This is a genomic window from Hamadaea tsunoensis DSM 44101, from assembly GCF_000428945.1.
In the GTDB taxonomy this organism is placed as follows: domain Bacteria; phylum Actinomycetota; class Actinomycetes; order Mycobacteriales; family Micromonosporaceae; genus Hamadaea; species Hamadaea tsunoensis.
On record NZ_AUAX01000018.1, the window covers coordinates 1 to 23004 of the forward strand.

General features: G+C 70.2%; 15 protein-coding genes. 11 read left to right on the top strand and 4 right to left on the bottom strand.

The features are described 5' to 3' along the window. On the bottom strand, positions 1-1448 hold a 1448-nt coding region (locus G401_RS48045; protein ID WP_034592951.1), incomplete at its 3' end, for an arabinofuranosidase catalytic domain-containing protein. A gap of 516 nt (positions 1449-1964) precedes the next feature. Between G401_RS48045 and G401_RS48050 the strand changes: the two genes are divergently transcribed. The 5 genes from G401_RS48050 to G401_RS0124355 all read left to right on the top strand — a co-directional run bounded on the left by G401_RS48050 (position 1965) and on the right by G401_RS0124355 (position 11853). After that, positions 1965-8330 (top strand): RHS repeat domain-containing protein, encoded by a 6366-nt coding sequence (locus tag G401_RS48050; RefSeq protein WP_051367095.1) that lies wholly within the window; start codon positions 1965-1967, stop codon positions 8328-8330. A gap of 106 nt (positions 8331-8436) precedes the next feature. Further along, complete coding sequence (locus G401_RS53265; RefSeq protein WP_027344539.1) at positions 8437-9036, top strand: hypothetical protein; 600 nt, start codon at positions 8437-8439, stop codon at positions 9034-9036. A gap of 48 nt (positions 9037-9084) precedes the next feature. After that, positions 9085-9522, top strand: a complete 438-nt coding sequence (locus tag G401_RS56135) for a hypothetical protein (protein ID WP_157546280.1) — start codon at positions 9085-9087, stop codon at positions 9520-9522. 134 nt (positions 9523-9656) lie between these two features. Then, positions 9657-10538, top strand: a complete 882-nt coding sequence (locus G401_RS56140; protein WP_027344541.1) for a hypothetical protein — start codon at positions 9657-9659, stop codon at positions 10536-10538. A gap of 136 nt (positions 10539-10674) precedes the next feature. Further along, positions 10675-11853, top strand: coding sequence for a serine hydrolase domain-containing protein (locus tag G401_RS0124355; protein WP_034592954.1), 1179 nt, complete (start codon positions 10675-10677; stop codon positions 11851-11853). A 45-nt stretch (positions 11854-11898) separates the two neighbouring features. On the opposite strand, the gene G401_RS0124360 is transcribed toward G401_RS0124355, so the two are convergent. Next, entirely contained in the window at positions 11899-12411 is a 513-nt protein-coding gene (locus tag G401_RS0124360) for a hypothetical protein (protein WP_245601826.1), read from the bottom strand. A gap of 167 nt (positions 12412-12578) precedes the next feature. Between G401_RS0124360 and G401_RS0124365 the strand changes: the two genes are divergently transcribed. Genes G401_RS0124365 through G401_RS0124380 form a run of 4 tightly spaced genes read left to right on the top strand, consistent with a single transcriptional unit; the run spans position 12579 to position 16585 of the window. Continuing rightward, a complete protein-coding gene (locus G401_RS0124365) occupies positions 12579-13331 on the top strand; it encodes an ABC transporter ATP-binding protein (protein ID WP_027344544.1) in 753 nt (250 codons plus the stop codon). Beyond that, on the top strand, positions 13331-14686 hold the full coding sequence (locus G401_RS48060) for an FtsX-like permease family protein (RefSeq protein ID WP_034592957.1): 1356 nt from the start codon (positions 13331-13333) through the stop codon (positions 14684-14686). Before G401_RS0124365 ends, G401_RS48060 begins: the two co-directional genes overlap by 1 nt. Before the next feature lie 13 nt (positions 14687-14699). Then, positions 14700-15956, top strand: a complete 1257-nt coding sequence (locus G401_RS48065; RefSeq protein ID WP_245601827.1) for a sensor histidine kinase — start codon at positions 14700-14702, stop codon at positions 15954-15956. Next, positions 15953-16585 carry a LuxR C-terminal-related transcriptional regulator gene (locus G401_RS0124380; protein WP_027344545.1) on the top strand — a complete coding sequence of 211 codons (633 nt, stop codon included), beginning with the start codon at positions 15953-15955 and terminating at the stop codon, positions 16583-16585. The genes G401_RS48065 and G401_RS0124380 overlap by 4 nt, the downstream gene beginning before the upstream one ends. Before the next feature lie 1853 nt (positions 16586-18438). Here G401_RS0124380 and G401_RS0124385 read toward each other — a convergent pair. Together G401_RS0124385 and G401_RS0124390 are read right to left on the bottom strand one after the other, a co-directional pair. After that, positions 18439-19740: a glycosyltransferase family 2 protein gene (locus tag G401_RS0124385; RefSeq protein WP_027344546.1), complete on the bottom strand. Its 1302-nt coding sequence runs from the start codon at positions 19738-19740 to the stop codon at positions 18439-18441. Further along, positions 19734-21008 carry a nucleotide disphospho-sugar-binding domain-containing protein gene (locus G401_RS0124390; protein WP_027344547.1) on the bottom strand — a complete coding sequence of 425 codons (1275 nt, stop codon included), beginning with the start codon at positions 21006-21008 and terminating at the stop codon, positions 19734-19736. Before G401_RS0124390 ends, G401_RS0124385 begins: the two co-directional genes overlap by 7 nt. 120 nt (positions 21009-21128) lie before the next feature. Between G401_RS0124390 and G401_RS0124395 the strand changes: the two genes are divergently transcribed. After that, positions 21129-22070, top strand: coding sequence for a proline iminopeptidase-family hydrolase (locus G401_RS0124395; protein WP_027344548.1), 942 nt, complete (start codon positions 21129-21131; stop codon positions 22068-22070). Beyond that, positions 22067-23002 carry an ACP S-malonyltransferase gene (locus G401_RS0124400; protein WP_027344549.1) on the top strand — a complete coding sequence of 312 codons (936 nt, stop codon included), beginning with the start codon at positions 22067-22069 and terminating at the stop codon, positions 23000-23002. Before G401_RS0124395 ends, G401_RS0124400 begins: the two co-directional genes overlap by 4 nt. Positions 23003-23004 lie beyond the last annotated feature (2 nt).

The window sequence follows — 23004 nt, forward strand, 5'->3', positions numbered from 1 at the left end:
GCGGCGACGATGTTGGCTTGGACGGCGTTTTCGGTGGTGTCGGTGGGGTAGCCGGAGGTCATGACGCCTTCGTAGAAGGTGCCGGTGGCGCCGTGGCTGTTGTCGCCGCCGATGCCGAGGATGATGGCGCCTTCCTTCTTCATCGGGTTGTAGCCCGAGACGTTCGGACGCGCACCGTTGTAGAAGGTGGACAGGTTGCCGGACTGGGAGTTGCCGCCGCGGATCGACCAGTGGTTGGCTTCGCCTTTGACGATCGCGGTGGTGTAGCGGTAGTTGACGGTCGGGTCGTTGGCGTTGTAGCCGGCGTTGACGCCGGAGTAGAGGCCGTTTTCCAGGTCGGCCATGATCCATGGGCCGTTGCCGGTGCCGTAGCCCCAGACTTTGATGTTGCCGAAGTAGATGGCTTCCATGGTGCCGTTGCCGTTGTCGCGGCTGTTGGTCTCGGCGTTGCCGTAGTCGAAGCAGCAGCCGCCGTTGTAGTGGGTGCCGTCGAAGATGGCGTACATGCCTTCGGGCTGGTCGCCTTTGGCGATGCCGTTGGTGTTGTTGTTGCGGTAGCCGGTGCCGGCCGCGACGTAGACGCCGTACGCCTTCTGGCCGTTGAGGGTGGTGGGTGCGGCGGTGGCGTTGGCGAGGTTGTCGTAGCCGCCTGCGGCCGGGCCGCTGAACCCGCCCGGCGGGGCCTGGGTGAGGTGGTTGCCCCGGCCGGACTGGTCGTAGATGATCGTGATCAGGCACGTCGTGTTCGCGCAGAACGAGTCCTGCGCGGCGGCGTTGGCCACCCCGCCGGTGCTCAGTACGCCGATGTCGCGCGTGGTGTTGTCCGACGACCGGCGTATCTGGTACAGGGCACCGCCGTAGGCGGCGTACAACGCCCGGGTCGTGCTGTGCGCGGCCACGCACGGCGTACCACCGGCGGCGTAGATGTCGCAGGGTTGGCGGGTGCCGGGCTGCGGCGAGGCGGACGGTGACAGCGACGGCGACGCCGACGCGGGTGAGGACGGGCTCGCGGAGCCGGTGACACCGCCGGTGCAGGTGACCCCGTTGAGGGTGAAGGCGGCCGGGTTCGGGTTGGAGCCCGACCACGAGCCGTTGAAGCCGATGCTGGTGCTGCCGCCGGTGGCCAGGCTGCCGTTCCAGGCGGCGTTGGTGACGGTGACCTGCGCGCCGGACTGCGTGTAGGAGCCGCTCCACAGGTCGGTGACCTTCTGCCCGGCAGTGAACGACCAGGCCAGACTCCAGCCGGACAGCGGGTCGCCGAGGTTGTCGATGGCCACCGTGACGCCGAAGCCGCCGGGCCAGGAGTTGGTGACGGTGTAGGTCACCCGGCAGCCCGCAGTGGCCGCCGAGGCGACGTGGGTTCCGGCGACGCCGACGGCAGTGGCCGCCAGGGTCGCGGCCGCGGCCGCCAGGGCCCATCGCCGGCCGGAGGTACGGATGGTTTTCACGGTCTTCCCTTCTGGACGCCGTGTGAGCGTTCACATCGTTAAATCCGCACGTCATTGCGGTAGTCGTACATGGACTATGGGAACGCTCCCATTGACAGTCGACGAGATTGCCAGAATGTTGCGCCGCTATCAAGAGGCGCCCGCGCGCACGCGGCGGGCGCGGAGTGACATGGCCGTCCGTCGATGGGATCCGACCAGGTCGGCGCCTTGCCGCGGCAGGAACGGCGGGGGCGGCGTCCGCATAACAGTTATCTGTGGCATCAAGAAGGTCGCTCCCATGAGGACGCTTACTGCGGTCGCTCCCATGAGGACGAAGCGGGCCGGCCGTTCTGCCGCATCTTCTGCCGCCTTTCTGCCTCCCGGCCCGGCCGTGCCCGCATGGCGGCCGCGTCTTCGCAGCTCCCGACCCCGAGCCGGGACCGGCATCCGGCCCTAGGCGGTGACATTTCGCGATGAGCCGATCCTCCGCCGGCGTTCGTAGGCTGCCCGCGTCATCTCCGCCTGAAGGAGGAACCTGTGACGCTCGGCCCGACAACCATCCGATATAGACGCTCGGCCGTCCGGCGTACCGGCATCGGCGTACTGACCGCGTTGCTCGCCCTCACCTCGGCCTCGACGCCCGCCTTCGCCGGCGCCGCCCGGCCGAAGCCGCCGGCGCAACTCAGCTCGGTCGGCGGCACGACCATCCCCGCCAAGCCCGCCACCGTCGACACGCTCCCCTCGATGAAGTCCGCGCCCCGGGCGACCTGGCCGACCCCGGCGACCGCCGATGTCGTGGTCGCGGGCGGAACGGCGCTCCGGGCGGCCGCGCCCGCCGCCGTCTCGTGGGCCGCCGGGCTTCCGGTCGGTGCCCGCCGCGCGGCCGGCGACACCTCGGGCGCTGCTTCCCGCGTACGCTTCCAAGTGCTCGATCATGGCACGGCCCAGCAGTTGGGCAGCGACCTCGTCGTCCGGGTGTCTCCTGTGGACGCAGCGACGGCGGGCCCGGTCGGCGTCGCCGTCGACTACCGCGGTTTCCGCAACGCGTACGGTGCGGACTGGGCTCGCCGCCTGCGGCTCGTCGCGTTGCCGGAGTGCGCGCTGCGCACGCCGCAGGCACAGGCGTGCCAGGCGAAACCGCTCGCGACGACGAACGACGGCGCCGCCGGGACGCTGACGGCCGAGGCCGATCTGCGGACGGCGGCGACAGCGACGGCGACGGCCGGCACCGGCAGCCTCGCGGCCGGAGCGGGCGGTCTGCTGGTCGCCCTGACGGCCGGGCCGTCGTCGGACGGCGGCGACTTCACGGCGACCGGATGGAAGCCGTCCAACACCTGGGACGTCAGCAGCAACACGGGCGACTTCGTCTGGCAGTACCCGCTGCGGATGCCGCCGAACCTGGGCGGCCCGTCGCCGACGGTCGGCCTGAACTACTCGTCGCAGTCCGTCGACGGGCAGACCTCGGCGACCAACGCGCAGCCCACCTGGATCGGCGAGGGCTTCGCGTACGACGGCGGCTCGATCGAGCGCCGCTACCGGCCCTGCCGCGACGACGGGCAGGCCGGCCGCGACGACCTGTGCTGGGCCGGCGACAACGCGGTCATGACGCTGAACGGGCACTCGACGCCCCTCGTCTTCGACGCGGCCAAGAACCTGTGGGCGCCGCAGGCCGACGACGGCTCGAAGATCGAGCTGCTGAAGAACGCCGCGCTCGGCAACGGCGACCTCGACGGCGAGTACTGGAAGGTGACCACCCCGGAGGGCGTGCAGTACTTCTTCGGGCTGCACCACCTGCCCGGCTGGCAGGCCGGCAACGCCGAGACCAACTCCGTGTTCTACGCCCCGGTCTTCGGCAACAACGCCAACGAGCCGTGCAACTCGACCTCCGGGTTCGCGGCGTCGAGCTGCCAGCAGGCGTACCGCTGGAACCTCGACTACGTCCTCGACCCGCACGGCAACTCGATGTCGTACTACTACGCCCGCGAGACGAACAAGTACGCGCGCAACCAGGTCGCCACCGACGCGGTCAGCTACGTCAGCGGCGGCTACCTCAAGGAGATCGACTACGGCACGCGCCAGGACAACGGCGTGGACTCGGTCTTCGCCGGCACCGCGCCGGCCCGGGTCCTGTTCGACACCACCGAACGCTGCATCACCGCGGGTGCGACCTGCACGCTGACGACGGCGAACGCGAGCAACTGGCCCGACGTGCCGGTCGACCTCATCTGCACCGGCAGCAACTGCGCCGGCAAGTTCGCGCCGACGTTCTTCAGCACCCGGAAGCTGTCGACGGTCACCACGCAGATCGCCAACGGCACGAAGAGCTGGCGGCGGGTCGAGCAGTGGCGGCTCACGCACGAGTTCAAGAGCCCCGGCGACGGCAACCCGAGCATCCTGTGGCTGTCGAAGCTGGACCACTGCGGCACCGACGACAACACCTGCATGCCGTCCACCACGTTCGTCCCGACCCAGAAGACCAACCGGGTCGACCCGGCGGGCGGCACGGACTCGATCATCCGGTACCGGATGCTGTCGATCAACACCGACACCGGCGGGCTGATCTCGATCTCCTACTCGGCTCCCGAGTGCAGCACGACCAACCTGCCGGCCAGCCCCGACACCAACACCAAGCGCTGCTTCCCGGCCTGGTGGACCCCGCCGGGTTCCAGCACGCCGAAGATGGAGTACTTCCACAAGTACGTGGTCACCGCCGTCGCCACCGGTGACAAGGTGGGCGGCAGCGTGGACCAGGTCGCCTACTACAACTACCTCGACACCCCGGCATGGCACTACGACGACGACGCCATCGCCACCACCGCCCACCGCACCTGGGGGCAGTGGCGCGGCTACGGCAGCGTCGAGGTGCTGCACGGCGACAACTCCGAGACCCAGTCCCGGACGGTCAGCGCCTACTTCCGCGGCATGAACGGCGACAAGACCGCGACCGGTACGCGTACCGTCACGGTCGCCGACTCCGACGGCGGAACGTGGCCCGACGACAACTGGTTCGCCGGACAGCGCCGGGAAACCGTCACCTACAACGGTGTCGGCGGCGCGGTGGTGTCCAAGACGAAGGACGATCCGTACGTCTTCGGACCGACGGCCGCCCAGAGCCTGAACGGGAGCTCGTCGAACGCGTACGTCACGGCGATCGCGGCGACGACCGACAAGACCGCGCTGGACGCGGGCCGCGGCTGGCGGACCGTCCGCTCGGCCACGAGCTACCTCGCCGACCGCACCGGCCGGGTGTCCCAGGTGGACGACCAGGGCGACACCGCCACCACCGCGGACGACCAGTGCACCCGCACCACGTACGCGGCCAACGCGGCGGGCACGATGCTCACCTTCGTCACCGAGGTGGAGACGGTCGCGGTGAAGTGCGCGACCAACCCCGACCGGTCGACACAGGTGATCTCCGACGAGCGGACCTGGTTCGACCACGCGACGGCCTACGGCACCACCGTGTCGAAGGGCGACGTGACGCGTACCGAGCGGCTGTCGGACTGGAACGGCGGCAGCCCGCTGTACCAGCAGGAGCGGCGGACGAACTACGACGACTACGGCCGCCCGACGCAGACGTACGACGCGCTCGACCACCTGACGACGCTGGACTACACGCCCGCGGCGGGGGCGCCGGTCACGCGTACCGTGTCGACGAACGTCCTGGGCTGGCAGACCAAGACGGACTTCGACCCGGGATGGAACCTGCCGACGCGGACCGAGGACGTCAACGGGCTGCACACCGACACCGAGTACGACGGCCTCGGCCGGCTCGTGCGGGTCTGGGAGCCCGACCGGGTCAAGGGCACGGACACGCCCTCGGCCAAGTACGACTACACCTTCCACAACGGCGGCCTGCCCAACCTGGTCGTCACGTCGCGGATCAACGCCGCGGGCAACGCCTACGTCAGCTCCTACGCGCTCTACGACGGGCTGATGCGGCTGCGGCAGAGCCAGGCGGTCTCGGCCGACGGCACCGGCCGGATGATCACCGAGAAGACCTACGACAGCCGGGGCCTGGTACGCCTCGCCCGGCAGCCGTACTACAACTCGTCCGCACCCGGGACGCTGTACGACCCCCACGACATCGAGGTGCCGGCCCAGACGGTCAGCACCTTCGACGGCGCGGAGCGGGCCACCACCGACGTCTTCCAGGTGGGGGCGGTGGAGAAGTGGCGCACCAAGATGTACTACGCCGGGGACCGCCTCGACGTCACCGTCCCGGCCGGCGAGATGGCGACCTCGACGTTCACCGACGGCCGGGGCCTGACCACGAAGACCCGGCAGTACGCCGGCAACACTCCCGCGGGCGCGTACCGGGAGACGACCTACACCTACACGGCCGCCGGTGACACGGACAAGGTCACGGATCCGGGCGGCAACGTCTGGGACTACGACTACAACCAGTTGCGGCAGAAGATCACCGCGGCCGACCCGGACTCCGGGAAGACGCACTACACCTACTACGGCGACGGGCAGCTGAAGACCACCACGGAGGACGGCCGCGGCACGACCATCGCGTACCAGTACGACGTGCTCGGCCGGCTCACCGGGCGATTCCTCGGTTCGCTCACCGGTACCAGGCTCGCGGGCTGGACCTACGACACGGTCGGATTCGGCAGCCTGGCACTGCCGGCGGCGAAGGGGCAGCTGGCCAGCTCCAGCCGCTACGACAGCGCGGGGAACGCGTACACCAGCGCGGTCACCGAGTACAACACGCTGTACCAGGCGACCAAGTCGAAGACCACGATCCCGGCAACCACACTCGCCGGGGCACTGGCCGGCGACTACCTCACCGAACGCGCGTACAACGCCGACGGCTCGGTCCACTCGGCGAAGCCGGCGACGAAGTCCGGGGTCACCGCCTTCGGCGGCCTGGCCGACGAGACGGTCACGTACGCGTACAACACCCTGGGCATGCCGACGACGGTCAGCGGGCTCAACACCTACGCCACCGACGCCCAGTACCAGCGCAACGGCCAGCTGAGCACGCTGAACCTGACCTCCAGCGGCGCGAAGAACGTCCTGCAGTACTGGACCTACGAGCCCGGCACCACGAGACTGGCCAACCACCAGGTCCTCGGCGACTTCGGGGCGAACATCTACGCCTCCGACGTCGACTACGCCTACGACAACGCGGGCAACGTCCTGTCGGTCCAGGACCACACCGCCAAGCACGGCGGCGGCAAGGACGACGACCAGTGCTTCCGCTACGACGGCTACCGGCAGCTCCTCGCCGCCTGGACACCGTCCACAGGGGACTGCGCGGCCACCCCGACGGTCGGCGGACTGGACGGTCCGGCACCGTACTGGGTCACCTACGCGTACAACGCCATCGGCGGGCGTACGCAGGAGGCCTCGTACGCGTCCGGCGGAACGACCACCAGCACGTACGCGTACCCCGGTTCCGGGGTGGCGGCGGTCCGGCCGCACACGGTCAACTCGGTGACCACCACCGGGCCCGGCGCGGGCACGAGCGGCTACACCTACAACGCGACCGGCGAACTGGCCACCCGCAACGTGGCCGGCAAGCCCGGCCAGACGCTGAACTGGGACGAGGAGGGACACCTCGCGTCGGTCGCCGACACCGGCGGCACGACGAGCTACGTCTACGACGCCGACGGCAACCGGCTGATCGGCAAGGAGTCCACCGGGACGACCCTGTACCTCGGCGACACCGAGTACACGGCCCCGTCCAGCGGCGCGGTCGCGGGCACCCGCTACTACACCCACGGCTCCGCCGGTCTCATCGCCGTCCGTACCTCGGCCGGACTGTACTGGCAGGCGGTCGACCAGCAGGGCACCTCGCAGCTGTCCTTCCGCAGCACCGACCTGTCGCGTACGCAACGGCGCAGCCTGCCGTTCGGCGGCAACCGCGGAGGACCGGTCACCTGGGTGGGCACCCGCGGGTTCGTCGGCGGCACCACCGACGGCACGGGACTCGTGCACCTCGGCGCCCGCGAGTACGACCCGATGACGGGCCGGTTCGCCAGCACCGACCCGGTGATCGCGCTCGACCATCCGGAGAGCCTCAACCCGTACGGCTACAGCGGCAACAACCCGACCACGTTCACCGACCCGAGCGGCCGCAGCTGGTTCAAGGGCCTGATGAAGACCCTCGACGCGGTCAACAACGGCGCGACGTGGGCCGGCATCGGCATGATGGTGCTCGGCACGATGATCGACGGCGGCGGCGGGCTCCTGGCCGTCACCGGCGTCGGCGCGATCATCGGCGTACCGGCGCTGGCGCTCGGCACGGAGCTGATCATCGCCGGCGCGGCGACGACGGCGGCCGGGGTGTCGCTCGGCATCTCGCAGGCCGTCATGAACAGCAACGCCGGCTTCGACGGCGGCGGCGGTAGCGGTGACGCGGGCGCTGCCGACCCGAAGCAGCCGTACAAGTACGAACGCGAGAAGCAGCACCTGATGGAGGAACACAACGGTGAAGGGAACGGCAACGCGCTGAGCGAGACCAACACCAGGAAGGCTTTGGACGAGAACGTGCCGGAAGGCACCGAGCCGACGGTCGACTTCAACAGGGGCCCGGGCGGTGACATCATGTTCAAGGACTCGGAAGGCAACGTGGTGCTCCGTCGCGAGATCAAGACGACTATCGGCACCGATAGATCATTCGATAGCGCGATGAGTGAAGGGCGCGGAAATCTCGAGAAGTTCGGCAACGAGGGTGAGCTCTTCATCCAGGTACCGGAAGGCACAAGTGTCTTCCGCGTGCGGCAGATGTTGACGGCCTTCCGGGCGCAACGGGCCAGGGGCGGGCTCAGCCTGTACAACAAGATCAAGATCCGTGTCGTCGATCCGCAGGGCAATGAGCTCTACTCCGGTGGCGCCAGCGAACCCCCGCCGAGCAACATGGGCCACAGCCGGGACCCCGGAGGAACCTGATCTGCCAGGTAGCAGCCTCGAAGTCACCCCACCACGACGCTCACGCGGCGTCGTGGTGGGGGCCACTTCATGAACCGTATGCGCATGCGTCCCTTGAGGAGTCGCCATGGGTGACAGCGCGAAGCTGACGTGCTTCGAGGACCGCCTCGGCATGCGCGTCGGAATGTTCTGGAACAGCGAGGGCCCTCGTGGCCGGCGGCTGTTCGCCCACTCGACCTCGCCCAGCGACGTGGACACGCTCTCCGTCGACGAGCCTTTGCACGTCCGGGCGCTGTGGCGGTTTCTCTCGGAGCACCTGGACCATGACGTCCGTCTGCTGGGAGGAAACAGCCCGGAGTGGGAGAGCGTCTCGTCGGAGGTCTATTACGGCCTTCGCTTCATCGGACGGAACGAGTTCGCGGACGACCCTCCGTTGGCGGACTACGCGAACGGGTCCTGGCAGCCGGCCCAGGTATGGTCGGACAGGCCGCGTACCCGGCCGGTATCAGGCCGAGCGTGCCTGGCCTGCTTCGGCGATCGGTTGAGCCTGCCGCTGGACTTCTCGGCCCCGCCGGACATGAACCGGGCGGTGTTCCGGTTCCTGGCCGAACACGTGTACCACGACGTGCACCTGCTCGGTACGCCTCCCGCCGGCCACTTCGTCACGGTCGGCGCCCGGGAGCCCTCCCTGTCCGAGTACGCCGACGGCAGCTGGCCCAGCCGCTGATCGGCCGATAACCCTGAGCCGCCGCCGGAATGCGGGTATGCAGGAGGGATGGGGAACGAAGAGAGATCCGCGACGCTCGACCGCCTCCTGGCGACCGCGTACAAGGACGGCGGAAAGCGGTCCACGCGGCAACTGCGGGAACAGGCGGAACGGCTGAAGGCCCCGTCCGGCCTGCTGGCCCGCCTCGACCTCGTCCCGGAGGGCGAGTACACCCGTGAAGGCCTGCTGAAGGCGCTGCCGGACGACGACGCCAACCTCTGGCGCGACCCGGAGTCGCTGCCGTTGTCGGAGCTGGACCGGGCGCTCGCCACGTACTCCTCGGACGGCCAGGCCGACGATGTGACGGGTGAGGACGCCGGGGCCGAGGAGGAGTTCGGCGACGAACCGTGGGCCCTGCAGGATCATGAGCGTGGCGATCCCGATCCCGATTCGGTCGAGGGCCGCCGCCTGCGCCCGTCTCCGGAGGGCCGGACCGGGCCGGGCTGACCTGGGCCGCGTACTCCATTCGGGGAACGGGCGAAACGGCAGGGTCCCGCATTCGCCCCTCGTTACGTTGTCTTGGTTGCCGGACCGCTCATCTTGTCGGGTCCGTGCGTCCCGGATGAAATGGCGGGCAATCCATGCGCACGACATGGGTACGCGTTTCGACAATCACATCGACCGGGCTGGGCGCGCTGCTGCTCGGCATGCCGGCCTGGGCGAACACGGCGGCGGCGCTGCGCGCGGGGCAGGCCCCGACGACGGCGGCCACGTTCGCTACGCACGACTGCGAGCGGGACCGCGGCGGCGGCCCGTACGCGGCGCAGGACGTGTGGTCGTTCGTCCTGCCCGACCGCAGCCGGCGGTTCGTCAGCTTGACGGCCTCGCTCGACACGAACCGCGACGGCTCCCCGGACACCACGCCCGCCGCGACGGTGACGGGTGGCGGCGAGGAGGACAGCGGGACGAGCAAGGCGTGGTTCGTGGCGCCCGCAGGCGCCGTACTGCTGGGCGCGAGCGCGGTCGTCAGCGGGTCGGCGTCCCCGGGCGTGACCTTCAACATCGCGGCCACGTGCCCAGCCCTGGCCTCACCGTCGGCATCGCCCTCGCCGGCCCCGCCGTCGAGTACGCCGTCCGCGGCGGCGCCCAGCCTGTCGTCCGCCGCGATCGTGGTGCCGACCGGTGCCGGACCGAGCAGCGGAGAGTCCGCCGGGGCCGGCGGAGGACAACGCGGCGGATTCCTGGGCGGGAACGCCGACGTGGTCCCGCCGGGCGTCACGATCGGCGAGGAAGGCTTCCAGGCGCCCGGGGAGACGGCCGACCCGTCCGTCAGCGGCAGTCCATACCGGACAGGCGCATCGCCGGCCGACGGCGGCCCCGGCCTCACCCATTACCTGCTCGCGACCGGTGCCTTCGCCGCCGTCGTCGGCTCCTGCCTGCTGCTGGTGGTCCTGCGGCGGCGCAACGTGGAGCTGGCCATGCCGGGCCGCCACCGGCTCCTCGACGGCGAGACGGACGTGTAGCTCCGGCGGGAGCGCGGGCGGCCACCCGGTGTCGCGGCGCCCGGATATGGAACTCATATGGATCGCCGACCGGCCACCGATAGGGGCCGGCCGGTAGATGTGGTCATGTCGAAATCCAGTCGGGAAAGGACTGACCATGACCACAACTCGCCGGGCGGCGCTCAGGATGCTGGGCGCCACCTCGGTCGCCGCCGCCACGGGGCTGACCGTCCAGACCGCGGGCTCGTCGCCCGCCGCCGCGCATACCGGTTCACCGTCCGGGAAAGTGCCGCAGGGCCTGCGGCCCGGCGGTGAGCTGGACCGGTTGATCGCGGACATGGCGGCCAGGGACGTGTTCTCCGGCAGCGTGCTGATCACGTACCGAGGCCGGACGGTTCTGTCCACTTCGTACGGTCTGGCCGACAAGGCGCGGTCGGTGGCCAACGGCCCCGATACGCTGTTCGGCCTGGCCTCGATCGCCAAGTTGTTCACCGCCGTCTCGGTGGCGCAGCTCGCCCAGCGCGGCAAGCTGACGTACTTCGACACGATCGGCCGGCACGTGGACGGATTCCCGGCCGAGATCGCCGACCGGGTGACGATCCACCACCTGCTGACCCACACCTCGGGCCTGGGCGACCCGTTCGGCGACCCCGGATTCTGGGACGCGGCCCGCACGTGGACCAGCGTGCGGCAGCAGATGGACGGCATCGGCGAGTTCGTCCGGACGGAGACGCCGGCCTTCCCGCCGGGCGCGGGCAGCCAGTACAGCAACTCCGGATACCACGTGCTCTCGGAGATCGTCGCGCGCGTGTCCGGGCAGGAATACCACGACTACGTCCGCGAGCACGTCTTCCGTGCCGCCGGGATGGGCAGCGCCGACTTCTACACCGTGCCGCAGCTGCGCGAGGACCGCCGCATCGCCCACGGCTACTACCGCCCGGAGGGGGCGGCGGACCGGGTCGACAACCTCGGCGAACAGATCTTCCTGCCCGGCGCGTTCGCCTCCTGCGGCCAGCTGGAACGCTTCGCCCACGCGCTGTCGGACGAGAAGCTGCTCAATTCCGCGTACACGCGGACGATGCTCAGCCCGAAGCTGCCGATGCAGCCGCCGCCCGGCTCGGGACTGACGGTGTTCGCCTGCTACGGCCCGGACGCCACGCTCGCCGGCGACCGGTGGGCGTACGGACACAACGGTGGCAGCAGCATCGGCGGCGTCGGCGAGTTGACGTTCTACCCGGACCACGGGTACGTGACGGTGATCCTGTCCAACTACGAGATGGAAAGCATCCGGGGGATCCCGGGCCTGGCCCGGAAGCTGATCGTCGGGCAGCCGTAGCGGAATGGCCGCAACCCCTGCCCTCCGCCCGACCATCGGCGAGATTCAGCCGGGCCCGAACAGGTCCGCCTGCTCCGCCGCGCCGGCGTCCAGGTCGCTGTGGGCCGGGGCGGGACGCTGCGGCGGCCGCGCGGAGTAGAGCCGCCGGCCGTTCTCGCGGCGGCTGTCGATCGCGTACGCGACCATGAGGACCGGGGGATCGGGGCGGACCGGGAACGGCCCACTACCGAACCGGACCCAGATCGCGACCCGGCCGGCGTCCGCCTCGGCGGCCAGTTTGTCCAGCGTACGCCGCCGGTCGGTGTGGTCGATCTCGATCACCACAGGCGACCCGTCGGCGCGGGCGCACGCGACGTCCAGCCAGGAGTGCCGCTGCTCCATCGGCGGCGGCAGGGTCACGACGCTCCTCGCGTGCCGGTAGACCCGCCAGCCGGCCGCCTCGCCCCAGGCCGCGACCTCGTCGGTGAGCAGCGCGGTGACCGCGTCGGCGTCGAGGTCGACGAAGGTCAGCCCGGCGAGGCGGCCGGACAGGGACGCGTCCAGATCCTCGTCGGTCATCGGGGTCATTCTACCGGCCCCGGACCCCTGTCCCGACGACAACGGTTCGGCCGCCCGCGTCCATCGTCCGTCTCATATAGACGCGCGACGTGGTGGGGCTAACCCCACCACGTCGGGTCGGATCAACACTATCGATGATGCGCGGCGGGATCGATAGCGTCGTCGGCATGACTGATCAGACACCCGCGCTCGCGGTCGAGGATCTCCGCAAGCGGTACGGCCAGGGTGCCGGCGCCGTCGACGCCCTGGCGGGCCTGGATCTCGCCTTCCCCGTGGGGACGTTCACCGCCGTCATGGGGCCGTCGGGCTCGGGCAAGTCGACGTTCCTCGCCTGCGTGGCGGGCCTCGACCGGCCGACGTCCGGGCGGGTGCTGCTGGGCGGCGTCGACGTGACCCACTGGGACGAACGCCGCCGTACGCAGATGCGCCGCGACCGGATCGGCTTCGTGTTCCAGGATTACAGCCTCGTGCCGTACCTGACCGCCGCGGAGAACGTGGCGTTGCCGGCGCGGCTGGCCGGGCGTACCGCGGATCCGGCCGCCGTACGCGCGGCCCTGGCCCGGGTCGGCCTGGCGGAGCACGCCGAGCATCTTCCCGACGCGATGTCCGGCGGCCAGCAGCAGCGGGTCGCCCTGGCCCGGGCGCTGTACGGGGAGCCGGCGGTCCTGCTGGCCGACGAGCCGACCGGGGCCCTGGACACCACGAACGCGCGCGAGGTGCTGGGCCTGCTGCGGGCGGCCGTGGACGACCTGCGGCAGACGACGGTCATGGTGACGCACGATCCGATCGCCGCCGCGACCGCCGACTCCGTGGTCTTCCTCGTCGACGGGCGGATGGCGGGCCGGATGAGCAAGCCGACCCCGGACGCCGTGGCGGCCCAGCTGGCCCACCTCGACCAGCTCCCGGCGGTGGCCCGGTGATGGCGCTGGCCCTGCGGTCGCTGCGGCACCGCCCGGCGGCCGTGGTCACCACGTTCCTGACCGTCCTGCTGGGGACGACCTTGACGGCCTCCTTCGGGACCCTCGTGGAGACGGCGCTCGGCGCGGGCCACGACGACAGCGTCATGCTGATCATCATCGGTGCTGTCGTCGGGGGCTGGGCCACGCTGATCGTGGGATTCGCGGTGGCGTCGAGCGTCGGCATCGTGGCCGAGCAGCGCTCGCACGAGATGGGACTGCTGCGGACGATCGGCGCCACGCCGGGCCAGGCGCGGGCGCTGATCGTCTTCGAGGCGACCATGGTGGGCCTGCTCGCCGCGTGCGCCGGTGCCCTGCTCGCCGCGGCCGCGGGCCCGCTGCTCTTCCGCACCCTGCGCGGCGGCGGCCTGATCACCGCCGCCACCTCGTACGGCGGGGGTCCGGCGTCCCTGGCGATCAGTGCGGCCCTCCTGACCCTCGTGGGCCTGCTCGCGGCGGTCATCGCCTCGACCCGGGCGACCCGCGGGCCGGCCAGGCTGGCGCTGCGTACCGCGCAGGCACCGTCGGCGCGGCTGCCCTGGTGGCGTGTCATCGTCGGCAGCGTCCTCGTCGCCAATGGCGTCTCGTCCGCCATCGTCACCATCACCGTCTTCGGCAACTCGACCGACCCGTACGCGGCGATGCAGACCTCGGGCTCGGCGGCGGTGGTGACCGGGGTCGGCCTGGCCACGCTGGCCCCGCTGCTCCTGCGGATGTCGTCCGCCCCGGTACGCGGATGGCTCGCCCGTACGCCGAGCGGCTACCTGGCGGCCCTGCACACGATGCGCCGGTCGCAGAGCCTCGGCGGCATGCTCGGCCCGGTGATCGTGCTCGTCTCCACGGCCGTCGGCACGCTGCTGATGGTCGGCATCGACTCGCGTACGCACCCGGCGGCGGCGGACTCCCAGAACCTCGGCGACACCATCTCGATGATCAACGCGATCGTGGTCGGCATGATCAGCGTGTTCGCCGCGATCATGGTAGTGAACTCGGTGACCGCCGCGATCGCGTACCGCCGCTCCGAACTGCACGGACTGTGGCGGCTGGGGGCGGGCGGCGGCCAGCTGCGCGCCACCATCGCCCTGGAGGCGACCGTGGTGGCGGCCGTGGGGATCCTGTTCGGACTGCTGGGTTCGACGGCCACCGCCGTGCCCTACTCGATCGTGCGCCACGAAGGACTCGTCCCCGACGGCCAGATGTGGCTCGTTCCGCTGGTCGCCGCGGTCGCCGCCGTCCTCACGATCGGCACCGCGTCGGCGACCGTCCGGCGCGTACTCCTGACGGTTGCCGCCGGCGGGCTCCGCCGGACCGAGCGATGAGAGACTGAGGACCGTGGTGGCATCACAGCAAGCACCCCGGGTGGGCGACACGGGCGCCTACGCCGCCGCGCCGGACCCGGCCGGAACGTCCCCGCTCGCGACCCGGCTGCGGCTCACCGCGCTCTCGGCCGGTCACGTCGGGGCCGGTGTCGGAGCCCTGGCCCTGGCGGTGATCATGCTCTCCGCGTTCCCGGCCCTGTTCGGGGTCGCGGGTTTCCTGATCCTGTGGCTGACCGTGCCGCTCGCCGGACTGCTCGCCGGTTACCACCGCCGGACCGCCGCCCGGGAACTGGGCCTCCCGGTCGGCGCGCACTACCTCGACGTCGCCGGCGGGAACCCCATCACCGCCCTGGCCACCTGGGTACGCGATCCGGCCCGCTGGCGCGACTTCGCGTTCTGCTGGTACTCCGGCACCGGCGGCCTGATCCTGTCCCTGGTTCCGGTGCTCTTCCTGGTCGGCCCGGCGGTGCACATGATCCTCGGCGTGGTGTTCGGCAGCTGGCTGTGGTTCACCATCGCCGCCGTCGCCTATGGACCGTCGCTGGTGGCGTGGTGGTTCGTCGCCGTCCCCCTGACGCGCGCCCGGCTGCGGGCCGACCGCGGCATCCTCGACCATTCCCTGGTGTACACATTGGAGCAACGGGTCGAGCAGGTCGAGCAGTCCCGCTCGGCCACGGTCGACCACAACGAGGCCGAACTGCGCCGCATCGAACGCGACCTGCACGACGGCGCGCAGGCCCGGATCGCCGCGGCCGGGATGAACATGGGCCTCGCCGAGAAGCTGGTCCACTCCGATCCCGACGCCGCCACCGAACTCCTGCGCGAGGCCCGCGACACCACCGTCAACGCGCTGGAGGACCTGCGTACGCTCGTGCGCGGCATCCACCCGCCGGTGCTCGCCGACCGCGGACTGGTCGGCGGGGTCGAAGCCCTCGCGATCCCGATCCCGATCCCGGTGACCGTCGCCCTGCCCCTGCCGCGCCTGCCCGCGCCCATCGAGTCGGCCGTGTACTTCGCGGTCGCCGAATGCCTCGCGAACGTCGCGAAGCACGCGTACGCCAGCCGGGCCTGGGTGACCGGCAGCCACGACGGTACGACGCTGCGGGTGACCATCGGCGACGACGGGCTGGGCGGCGCGGACCCGCGAGGCACCGGCCTGTCGGGCATCGCCCGGCGGCTGGCCCCGTTCGACGGCACCGTCACCGTCATCAGCCCCGCCGACGGCGGCACGGAGATCCGGCTGGAGGTGCCGTGCCGGCTGACGCGCTGAGAGCGCTCGTCGCCGAGGACCAGGCCCTCCTGCGGGTGGGCCTGGTCCGGATCCTGGAGATCAGCGGCATCCGCGTCACCGCGGCCGTCCAGACCGCCGCCGAACTCGAGGAGGCGCTGACCGACGAGCAGCTGGACATCGCCATCGTCGACGTCCGCCTGCCGCCCACGTTCACCACCGAAGGCCTGGCGGCGGTCGTCCATGCGCGTACCGTGCGCCCCGGCCTGCCCGTCCTCGTGCTGAGCCAGTTCGTGGAACCGCTCTACGCCCGCGAACTGCTCGCCGCCGGCCGGGGCGCAGTGGGCTACCTGCTCAAGGACCGCGTGGTCGACATCGACGGCTTCGTCGCCGCCGTCCACCAGGTCGCCGGCGGCGGCACGGTCCTCGACCCCGAGGTCGTCGCCGGCCTCGTCAGCGCCCGGCCGCTGCACCGGCTCACCGAACGCGAACGCCAGGTGCTCACCCTCATGGCGGAGGGCCGCTCGAACACCGCCATCGCCGCGCGGCTCTTCGTCACGGAGAAGGCGGTGGACAAGCACATCAACAACATCTTCATCAAACTCGACCTGCCGCCGACGGCCGACGACAACCGCCGCGTACTTGCGGTGGTGGCCTGGCTCAATGCTTAAAGATGAAGATCACATTCATGTCCCGGGTTCGTCGATCTCACTTCCGCTCCTCGCGCGGGAGACCGTTCCGCCCCTATCGCTGCGCTCCGGGGACTCCACTGCCACCTGAGTGGGGCGACGCATCCTCCACCGTCGCCCGGTCACCGTCTACCCCTTCACCCCGGCCTTTGTCGCGACTGTCCGACTTGTGCACCGGCGGGCTGCCGAACGGGGTGATCGTTGACGGCTGGGGTGCAAATATGGCCGCCTCGTGCATGATCGTTTACGGTTCCGGAGCGCGCTGACCGCCTCCGGCTACACCTGAGGCGTCATCGATCATGCAGATCGGGCCGGATTGACACCTCAGCCGCAAGTGATCAAGAAGTAGGCTGCCCGGGTCCGCCTCGTGGAAGATCGTTCCCGCATCACGGGCGATGGCCGAGGGCTGGACGGCTCGGGTGTGATCGGTCTCGGGTGTGATCGGGCTCGGGTGTGATCGACGGCGGCTCAGATGTCCAAACGCACCCCTCGCCCTTGATCCAAAGCGCTTCAGATGTACGAAGCCGGCCCGTAGCTACATCCCAACCGCAAATGAGCATCATGCGGCCTGATCGGGCGGTCATCGTGTCGGTGGGGCCACCATCCGCCCCTGGCCGGTTCTGGCTTTGTCGCGACTGTCCGATGTGGGTGTGGGGCGGCGGTCGGTGGGTGGTCGTTTACGGCTGTGGCGCGGAACGGCCACCCGATGCATGATCGTTTACGGTTCTGGAGCGCGTTGACCGGGTTCTGCTGCACCTGGGGCGTATTTGATCATGCAGATCGGGCCGGATTTACGCCTCAGCCGTAAGCGATCAAGAAACCAGCACGCCGCTTCCGTATAACGGAAGATCGTTCCCGCATCACGGACTATGGCTCTCGGCGGGCCGGGGTGGACGTGATCCACGGCGGCTGAGATGTCAAAACGCACCCCATCAACAAGATCCACAACGGTCGTGATGCAGGAAAACGGCCCCTACCTACATCTCAGCCGCAATGGATCGAGGGGATGGGCCCGGAAACTACATCCCAGCCGCGAACGATCACCGACCAGCCGATCCGCCCGGCCGCCATGTCGGACAGTCGCGACAAAGGCCGGGGCGTGGCCGGGCCGCCCACGGTCCGCCGTGCCCCCTGGCCGGCATCCGTCAAGATCCAGTCCGCCACGGCCGCCCACAAGCCGGACAGTCGGGACAAGGTCCGGATGGGGGTTGGGGGTAAACGGTGACCGGGCCGCGGTGGCGGACCGTGGGCGGCAAGGATGCGTCGCCCCTATATCGAACATTCGCGACGAAGTCGGGCTCCAGTCCGCGTGTGTCTCGTCGGTCGGCCGTGGAGTGGTTGGCGATGATCGAGTGCTCGGAATCCGTAGTAGTGGATCTCCATTGCTTGATCAAGAGCCGGGGATCTGCAAGAACGGGCCGCTTTTGACAGCACCCGGGTACTTGATCAAGCTTTCGTGCTGCGATCAGGCCGAGCACGCAAGCTGCCGGTGATCGTTTGCCGCTATGACGGCAGTTCCGGCCTCATCATCGTGATCGAATACCGCTACTACGGCAAGAAAGCGCTCTCCTGCCGTAATGGCGGTATTCGATAAAGGGGATCGGTATCGCGGTGCCGTAATAGTGGTATTCGATCACGCCGATCGTGCCGCAGCCCTGGCCGCAGCATCTCCATGCGCGACGCCAGGCGGAAGTGCGGGCGAGTCTCCGTGGTGAGCCCTCCAGCCGCACGATCTTGCGCGAATGTCTCGAAATACGTCCGGAATGCCCGATAAACCCGGACATTCGCGCAAGATCGTCGGAAAGGGGGAGTCGGGAAGAGGGGGGAGGGGAGGGTCAGCGGGTGCGGCGGCGGACGGCGAAGCCGCTCAACCCGTCTCCGCCGTGGTCCACGGTGATCTCGAAGCGGGGTGCGAGCGCCCGGAGGATGTAGTCGATCTCCCCGGCGGTACGCATCGCGTCGTGCGGCACGTCTGCCCGTCGATTGTGGACCAGGTACGCGTAGGGCGCGACCCGCAGTGCCTCGCGCAGCAGGTCGCACAGGTCGTACCAGTGCAGGCTGCGCCAGATGTCGACGCTGACCACGACGTCCTGGGAGTTGTTGGGCACCGGGATGGTCGTGCCGACGAGATGGAAGTTCGACGGCGGGTTGTGCTTGGCCGAGTAGTCGAACGTCACCGCGCCGTCGGGCAGGGGGACGTCGGCCGTGCCGGTCGCGATCCAGACCCCCTTGCGCGCCGGTACGCGGGACGACACCCAGTCCCAGACCGGCGCCAGGCGACCCGTCCCGGTGGTGAGGTGGTGCTCGATCACCTCGCGGTAGTAGCGGACCTTCGCCGAGACGTCGACCGGGGGGCGCATGGAGTGGAACTCCCAGTCGATGTTCTGGTAGATGCGCCGCAGGATGATCTCGCTCTCGTACAGGTCCTCGTAGTTGTTGTGCTGGTCGCGGTGCTGGAGCAGGTGGTAGCTGGACGCCTGCTCGTCGTAGTGGAACGCCGCCGCGCCGTCTTCGAGGTGCTGGTAGACGCGGTAGAAGACCTCCAGGTCCTCCCAGCCCCAGCGGCGGCCGAACTCCTCGTTGAAGCCGCCGACCGCCTCGATGGTCTGGCGGGGCACCGAGATGTTGTTGGAGTGGGAGAACAGCCACGGCGTCTGCATGCAGCCGGCGATCGCCTCCGGGCGGAGATTGGCGAACTTCAGGTCCTGCACGTCGGCGAGCAGGGCGGGCGGAACGGTCTCCTCGGCCAGCACGTACGCCATGTGCGGCCACTCGATCTCGTAGCGCTTGCCGAGCAGGACGCGCGGCGTGACGGACTCCGCGTGGAACGCCGCGTGCCGGGCCAGCAGGTCGCGGTCGGCGTACCCGTCGGCGTCGAGGAAGAGGATGACGTCGCCGCGGGCCCGGGCGACCCCGGCGTTGCGGGCACCCGAGCGGCCGAGGTTCTGCGGCAGGGTCTCCACGCGCAGGTCGATGCCGGCGCCGTGCTGCTCGATGCCCTCGTAGCCGAGCAGCGGCCCGTCCTTGATCACCACGACTTCGAACCGGTCGCGCGCCAGCGTCTGGCGGCTCAGCGAGCGCAGCGTCAGTTCGAGGCACTGCACGTCGTTGTGGGTGGGGATGACCACGCTCAGCATCGGTAGCCCTTCGCAGCGATGAGTTCCAGGTCGGTCACGATGTCGGCGAAGCTCGGCGTCGCGAACATCTCGTCGCGTACCTCGGCGGCGTTGCGGGCGAAGTGCGGCTCGGCGAGCAGCCGTTCGACTCCCCGCCGCACGGTCGCGGCCGAGGCTTCCTCCAGCTCCACCATGAGGCTGTAGCCGCGTTCCTGCTGCGCGAGCGCCGCGGCCCGCTCGCTCCATTTCGTCCCCGGGATCACCAGCTGCGGTACGCCGTGCACCACGGCGTTGCACAGCGTCGCGCCGCCGCCCTGGTGCACGATGACCGAGCAGGTCGACAGCAGCTCGGCCAGCGGGACGAAGTCCAGGACGCGTACGTGGGCGGGGATCGGGCCCACCTCGGCGAGCTGCTCGGCCGTGAAGTTGGCGATGATCTCGACGTCGAGGCCGGCGAGGCCCTCGATGAGGTCGGCCACCGACGTCTCCTCGCCGGTGAACAGCTGCCGTCCGGACACGCCCAGCGTCACGCATACCCGCGGCTTCTCCGATGGCGTGATCATCCACTGTGGAACCGTCACCGGCTTGTTGAACGGCGTGAAGCGTACCGGGAGGTAGTTCACGTCGAGGTCGTAGCGCATGCAGGCCGGCTGCGGATCGAGGGTGGCGACGCCGAAGCGTACGCGTTCGTCGAAGGCGAGCCCGTGCTTGCCCAGCCAGCGCGACATCCACTCGACCAGCGGATCGGGGACCGTCCCGGCCGGGTCGAGCCGGCGCATCATCTCCTGGTACTGGGCGGTGATCCGGGCCGTCTGGTCCAGGGCGATCAGCATGCGTACGCTCGGCGCGCCCACGGCGTGGGCGATCAGCGGGGCGGCGTAGACGATCGGGTCCCAGATCACCAGGTCGGGCTTCCAGTACCGGGCGAACGACAGGACGTCGTCGAGGAACGAGTCGGGCGCGCCGTCGTGGTGGATGCGCGCCCAGGTGTCGTAGACCGAGCGGATGTGCTCGTCGGTCCACCGCTCGGGGCGCGACTCGGAGATCTTGTGGTCGGCCTCCATGCCGACGCCGCCGAGGTGGCCGATCGCCCGCCGGTAGCGGGAGACGTCCATCTCCTCGCCGAACCACATGGCGTCCAGCCCGGTCTCCAGGAAGGAGTCGACCTCGGCCGGGTTGCGCTGGCAGACGTAGCGCACCTCGTGCCCGGCCGCGCGCAGCGCCCAGCCGACCGCGGCCAGACCGTAGATGTGGGTCCGCGTCGGCAGAGCCATCAACATGACCCGCATGGCTGACACGGTAAGCGGGCGCGAGCGGCCCGGCAGCCGCCGCGGCCCAGATTAGGGGTCCCCCATAGGGGCTGGTGGGGGGATGGACGACCTGGCTATAACTGGGCACGGGGTGATCGCATGACGCTGCCGGCCACGGCCCGCGGATGGCTGCCGTACGGTCCGCACCGCACCTGGTACCGGATCACCGGTTCGCTCGGCGCGGCCCGGCCCGCGCTCGTCGTGGTCCACGGTGGACCCGGCAGTACGCACGACTATCTGCTCAATCTCGCCGACCTGGCCGGGGACGGCTGGCCCGTCGTGCACTACGACCAGCTCGGCAGCGGCGGTTCGACGCACCTGCCGGACGCCGACCCCGGGTTCTGGACCCCGGAGCTGTTCCTCGGCGAGCTGGACAATCTGCTGCGGGGGCTGGGCATCGCCGACGACTACGTCCTGTTGGGACACTCGTGGGGCGGGCTGGTCGCCGCCCGGCACGCCGCGTACCGGCCGGCGGGGCTGCGGGGGGCGGTCATCGCCAACGCTCCGGCCTCCTACGTTCTGTGGCGGGCGGAGATGGACCGGTTGCGCGCGCAGCTGCCGCCCGACGTCGAGGCGGTCCTACGCGAGCACGAGATCGAGGGGACGACCGGGAGCGCGGCGTACCAGGACGCGATGCTCGTCTTCTACGCCCGCCACGTCTGCCGGCTCGACCCCTGGCCGCGCGAGTACCGGGCGTCGTTCCTGGAGATGGCCGACGACCCCACGGTGTACGCGGCGATGAACGGCCCCAGCGAGTTCCACGTGATCGGCTCGCTGCGCGACTGGTCGGTGGTGGACTGCCTGCCCGACATCGACGTGCCCGTGCTGCTCGTCTCCGGCCGCCACGACGAGGCCACCCCGGCGACCATCCAGCCTTTCTACGACCACATCCCGGACGTGCGCTGGGAGATCTTCGAGGAGTCCAGCCACGTGCCGCACCTGGAGGAGCCCGAGGCGTTCCGCGCCGTGCTGCGGAAGTTCCTCCGCGGACTGCCCGACGGGCGGACACCGGACGGCCTGACGACGGGAGCCGCGCGATGAGCGCCACCGCACTGATCTTCCCGGGCATGGGCCCGACCCGCTTCGCCGACCTCGGCAAGTTCCTGCTGCTGAATCCCTACGCCCGCGAGCTGGTCGCGGTCGCCGACGAGCGCCTCGGCGGGTCCCTGCTGGACGGCCTGCGCGCCAGCGAGTCCGACTACACCGAGTACGCCCAGGTCAGCTTCATGATCAGTTGTCTGGCCCTGGCCCGGTGGGCGCACGACGAGCTCGGTGTCACGCCGGCGTACGCGGCCGGGCCGAGCTTCGGGCAGAAGGCGCTGACGGCGTACGCGGGCTGCCTGCCGGTCGCCGACGCCGTCTGGATGACCGCCGGGCTGGCCCGCTGCCTCGACGAGTTCTTCGCCACCGAGTACACCGACGCGGTGACCTTCTCGTTCGTGCGTACGCCGCCCGAGCGCCTCAAGGAGGTGCTCGCCGACCTGGAGAGCCGGGGCGAGTGGTACGACATCGCGTGCTATGTGGACGACGACTTCTACATGGTGACCCTGCGCGAGCGCAACGCCGACTGGCTGGCCGGGCAGGTACGCGCCATCGGCGGCCTGCCGCTGTACACGATGCGCCCGCCGATGCACTCCCCGGCCTTCACCGCGTTGCGGGACAAGGCCGAGCACGAGGTGCTGGGCGGTCTGGAGTTCGCCGACCCGGCCCTGCCGATCGTCAGCGATCTGGACGGCGGCCTGGTGCGCACCGGCGAGGCCGTACGCGCGATGGTGCTCGACAGCGTCGTGCGCCCGATGCGGTGGCCGGACGTGGTGGCGGCATTGCGGGAACTGGAGGTCGCGACCGTGTGCGTCGCCGGGCCGGACAGCCTCTTCGGCCGGGTCGGCGTGACGACGCGCAACTTCGAGGTCGTGGCGGCCAATCCGCGGGCCGCCCTGCAGCCGCGCCCCCGTGCGGCGTCGGTCGGCTGAGC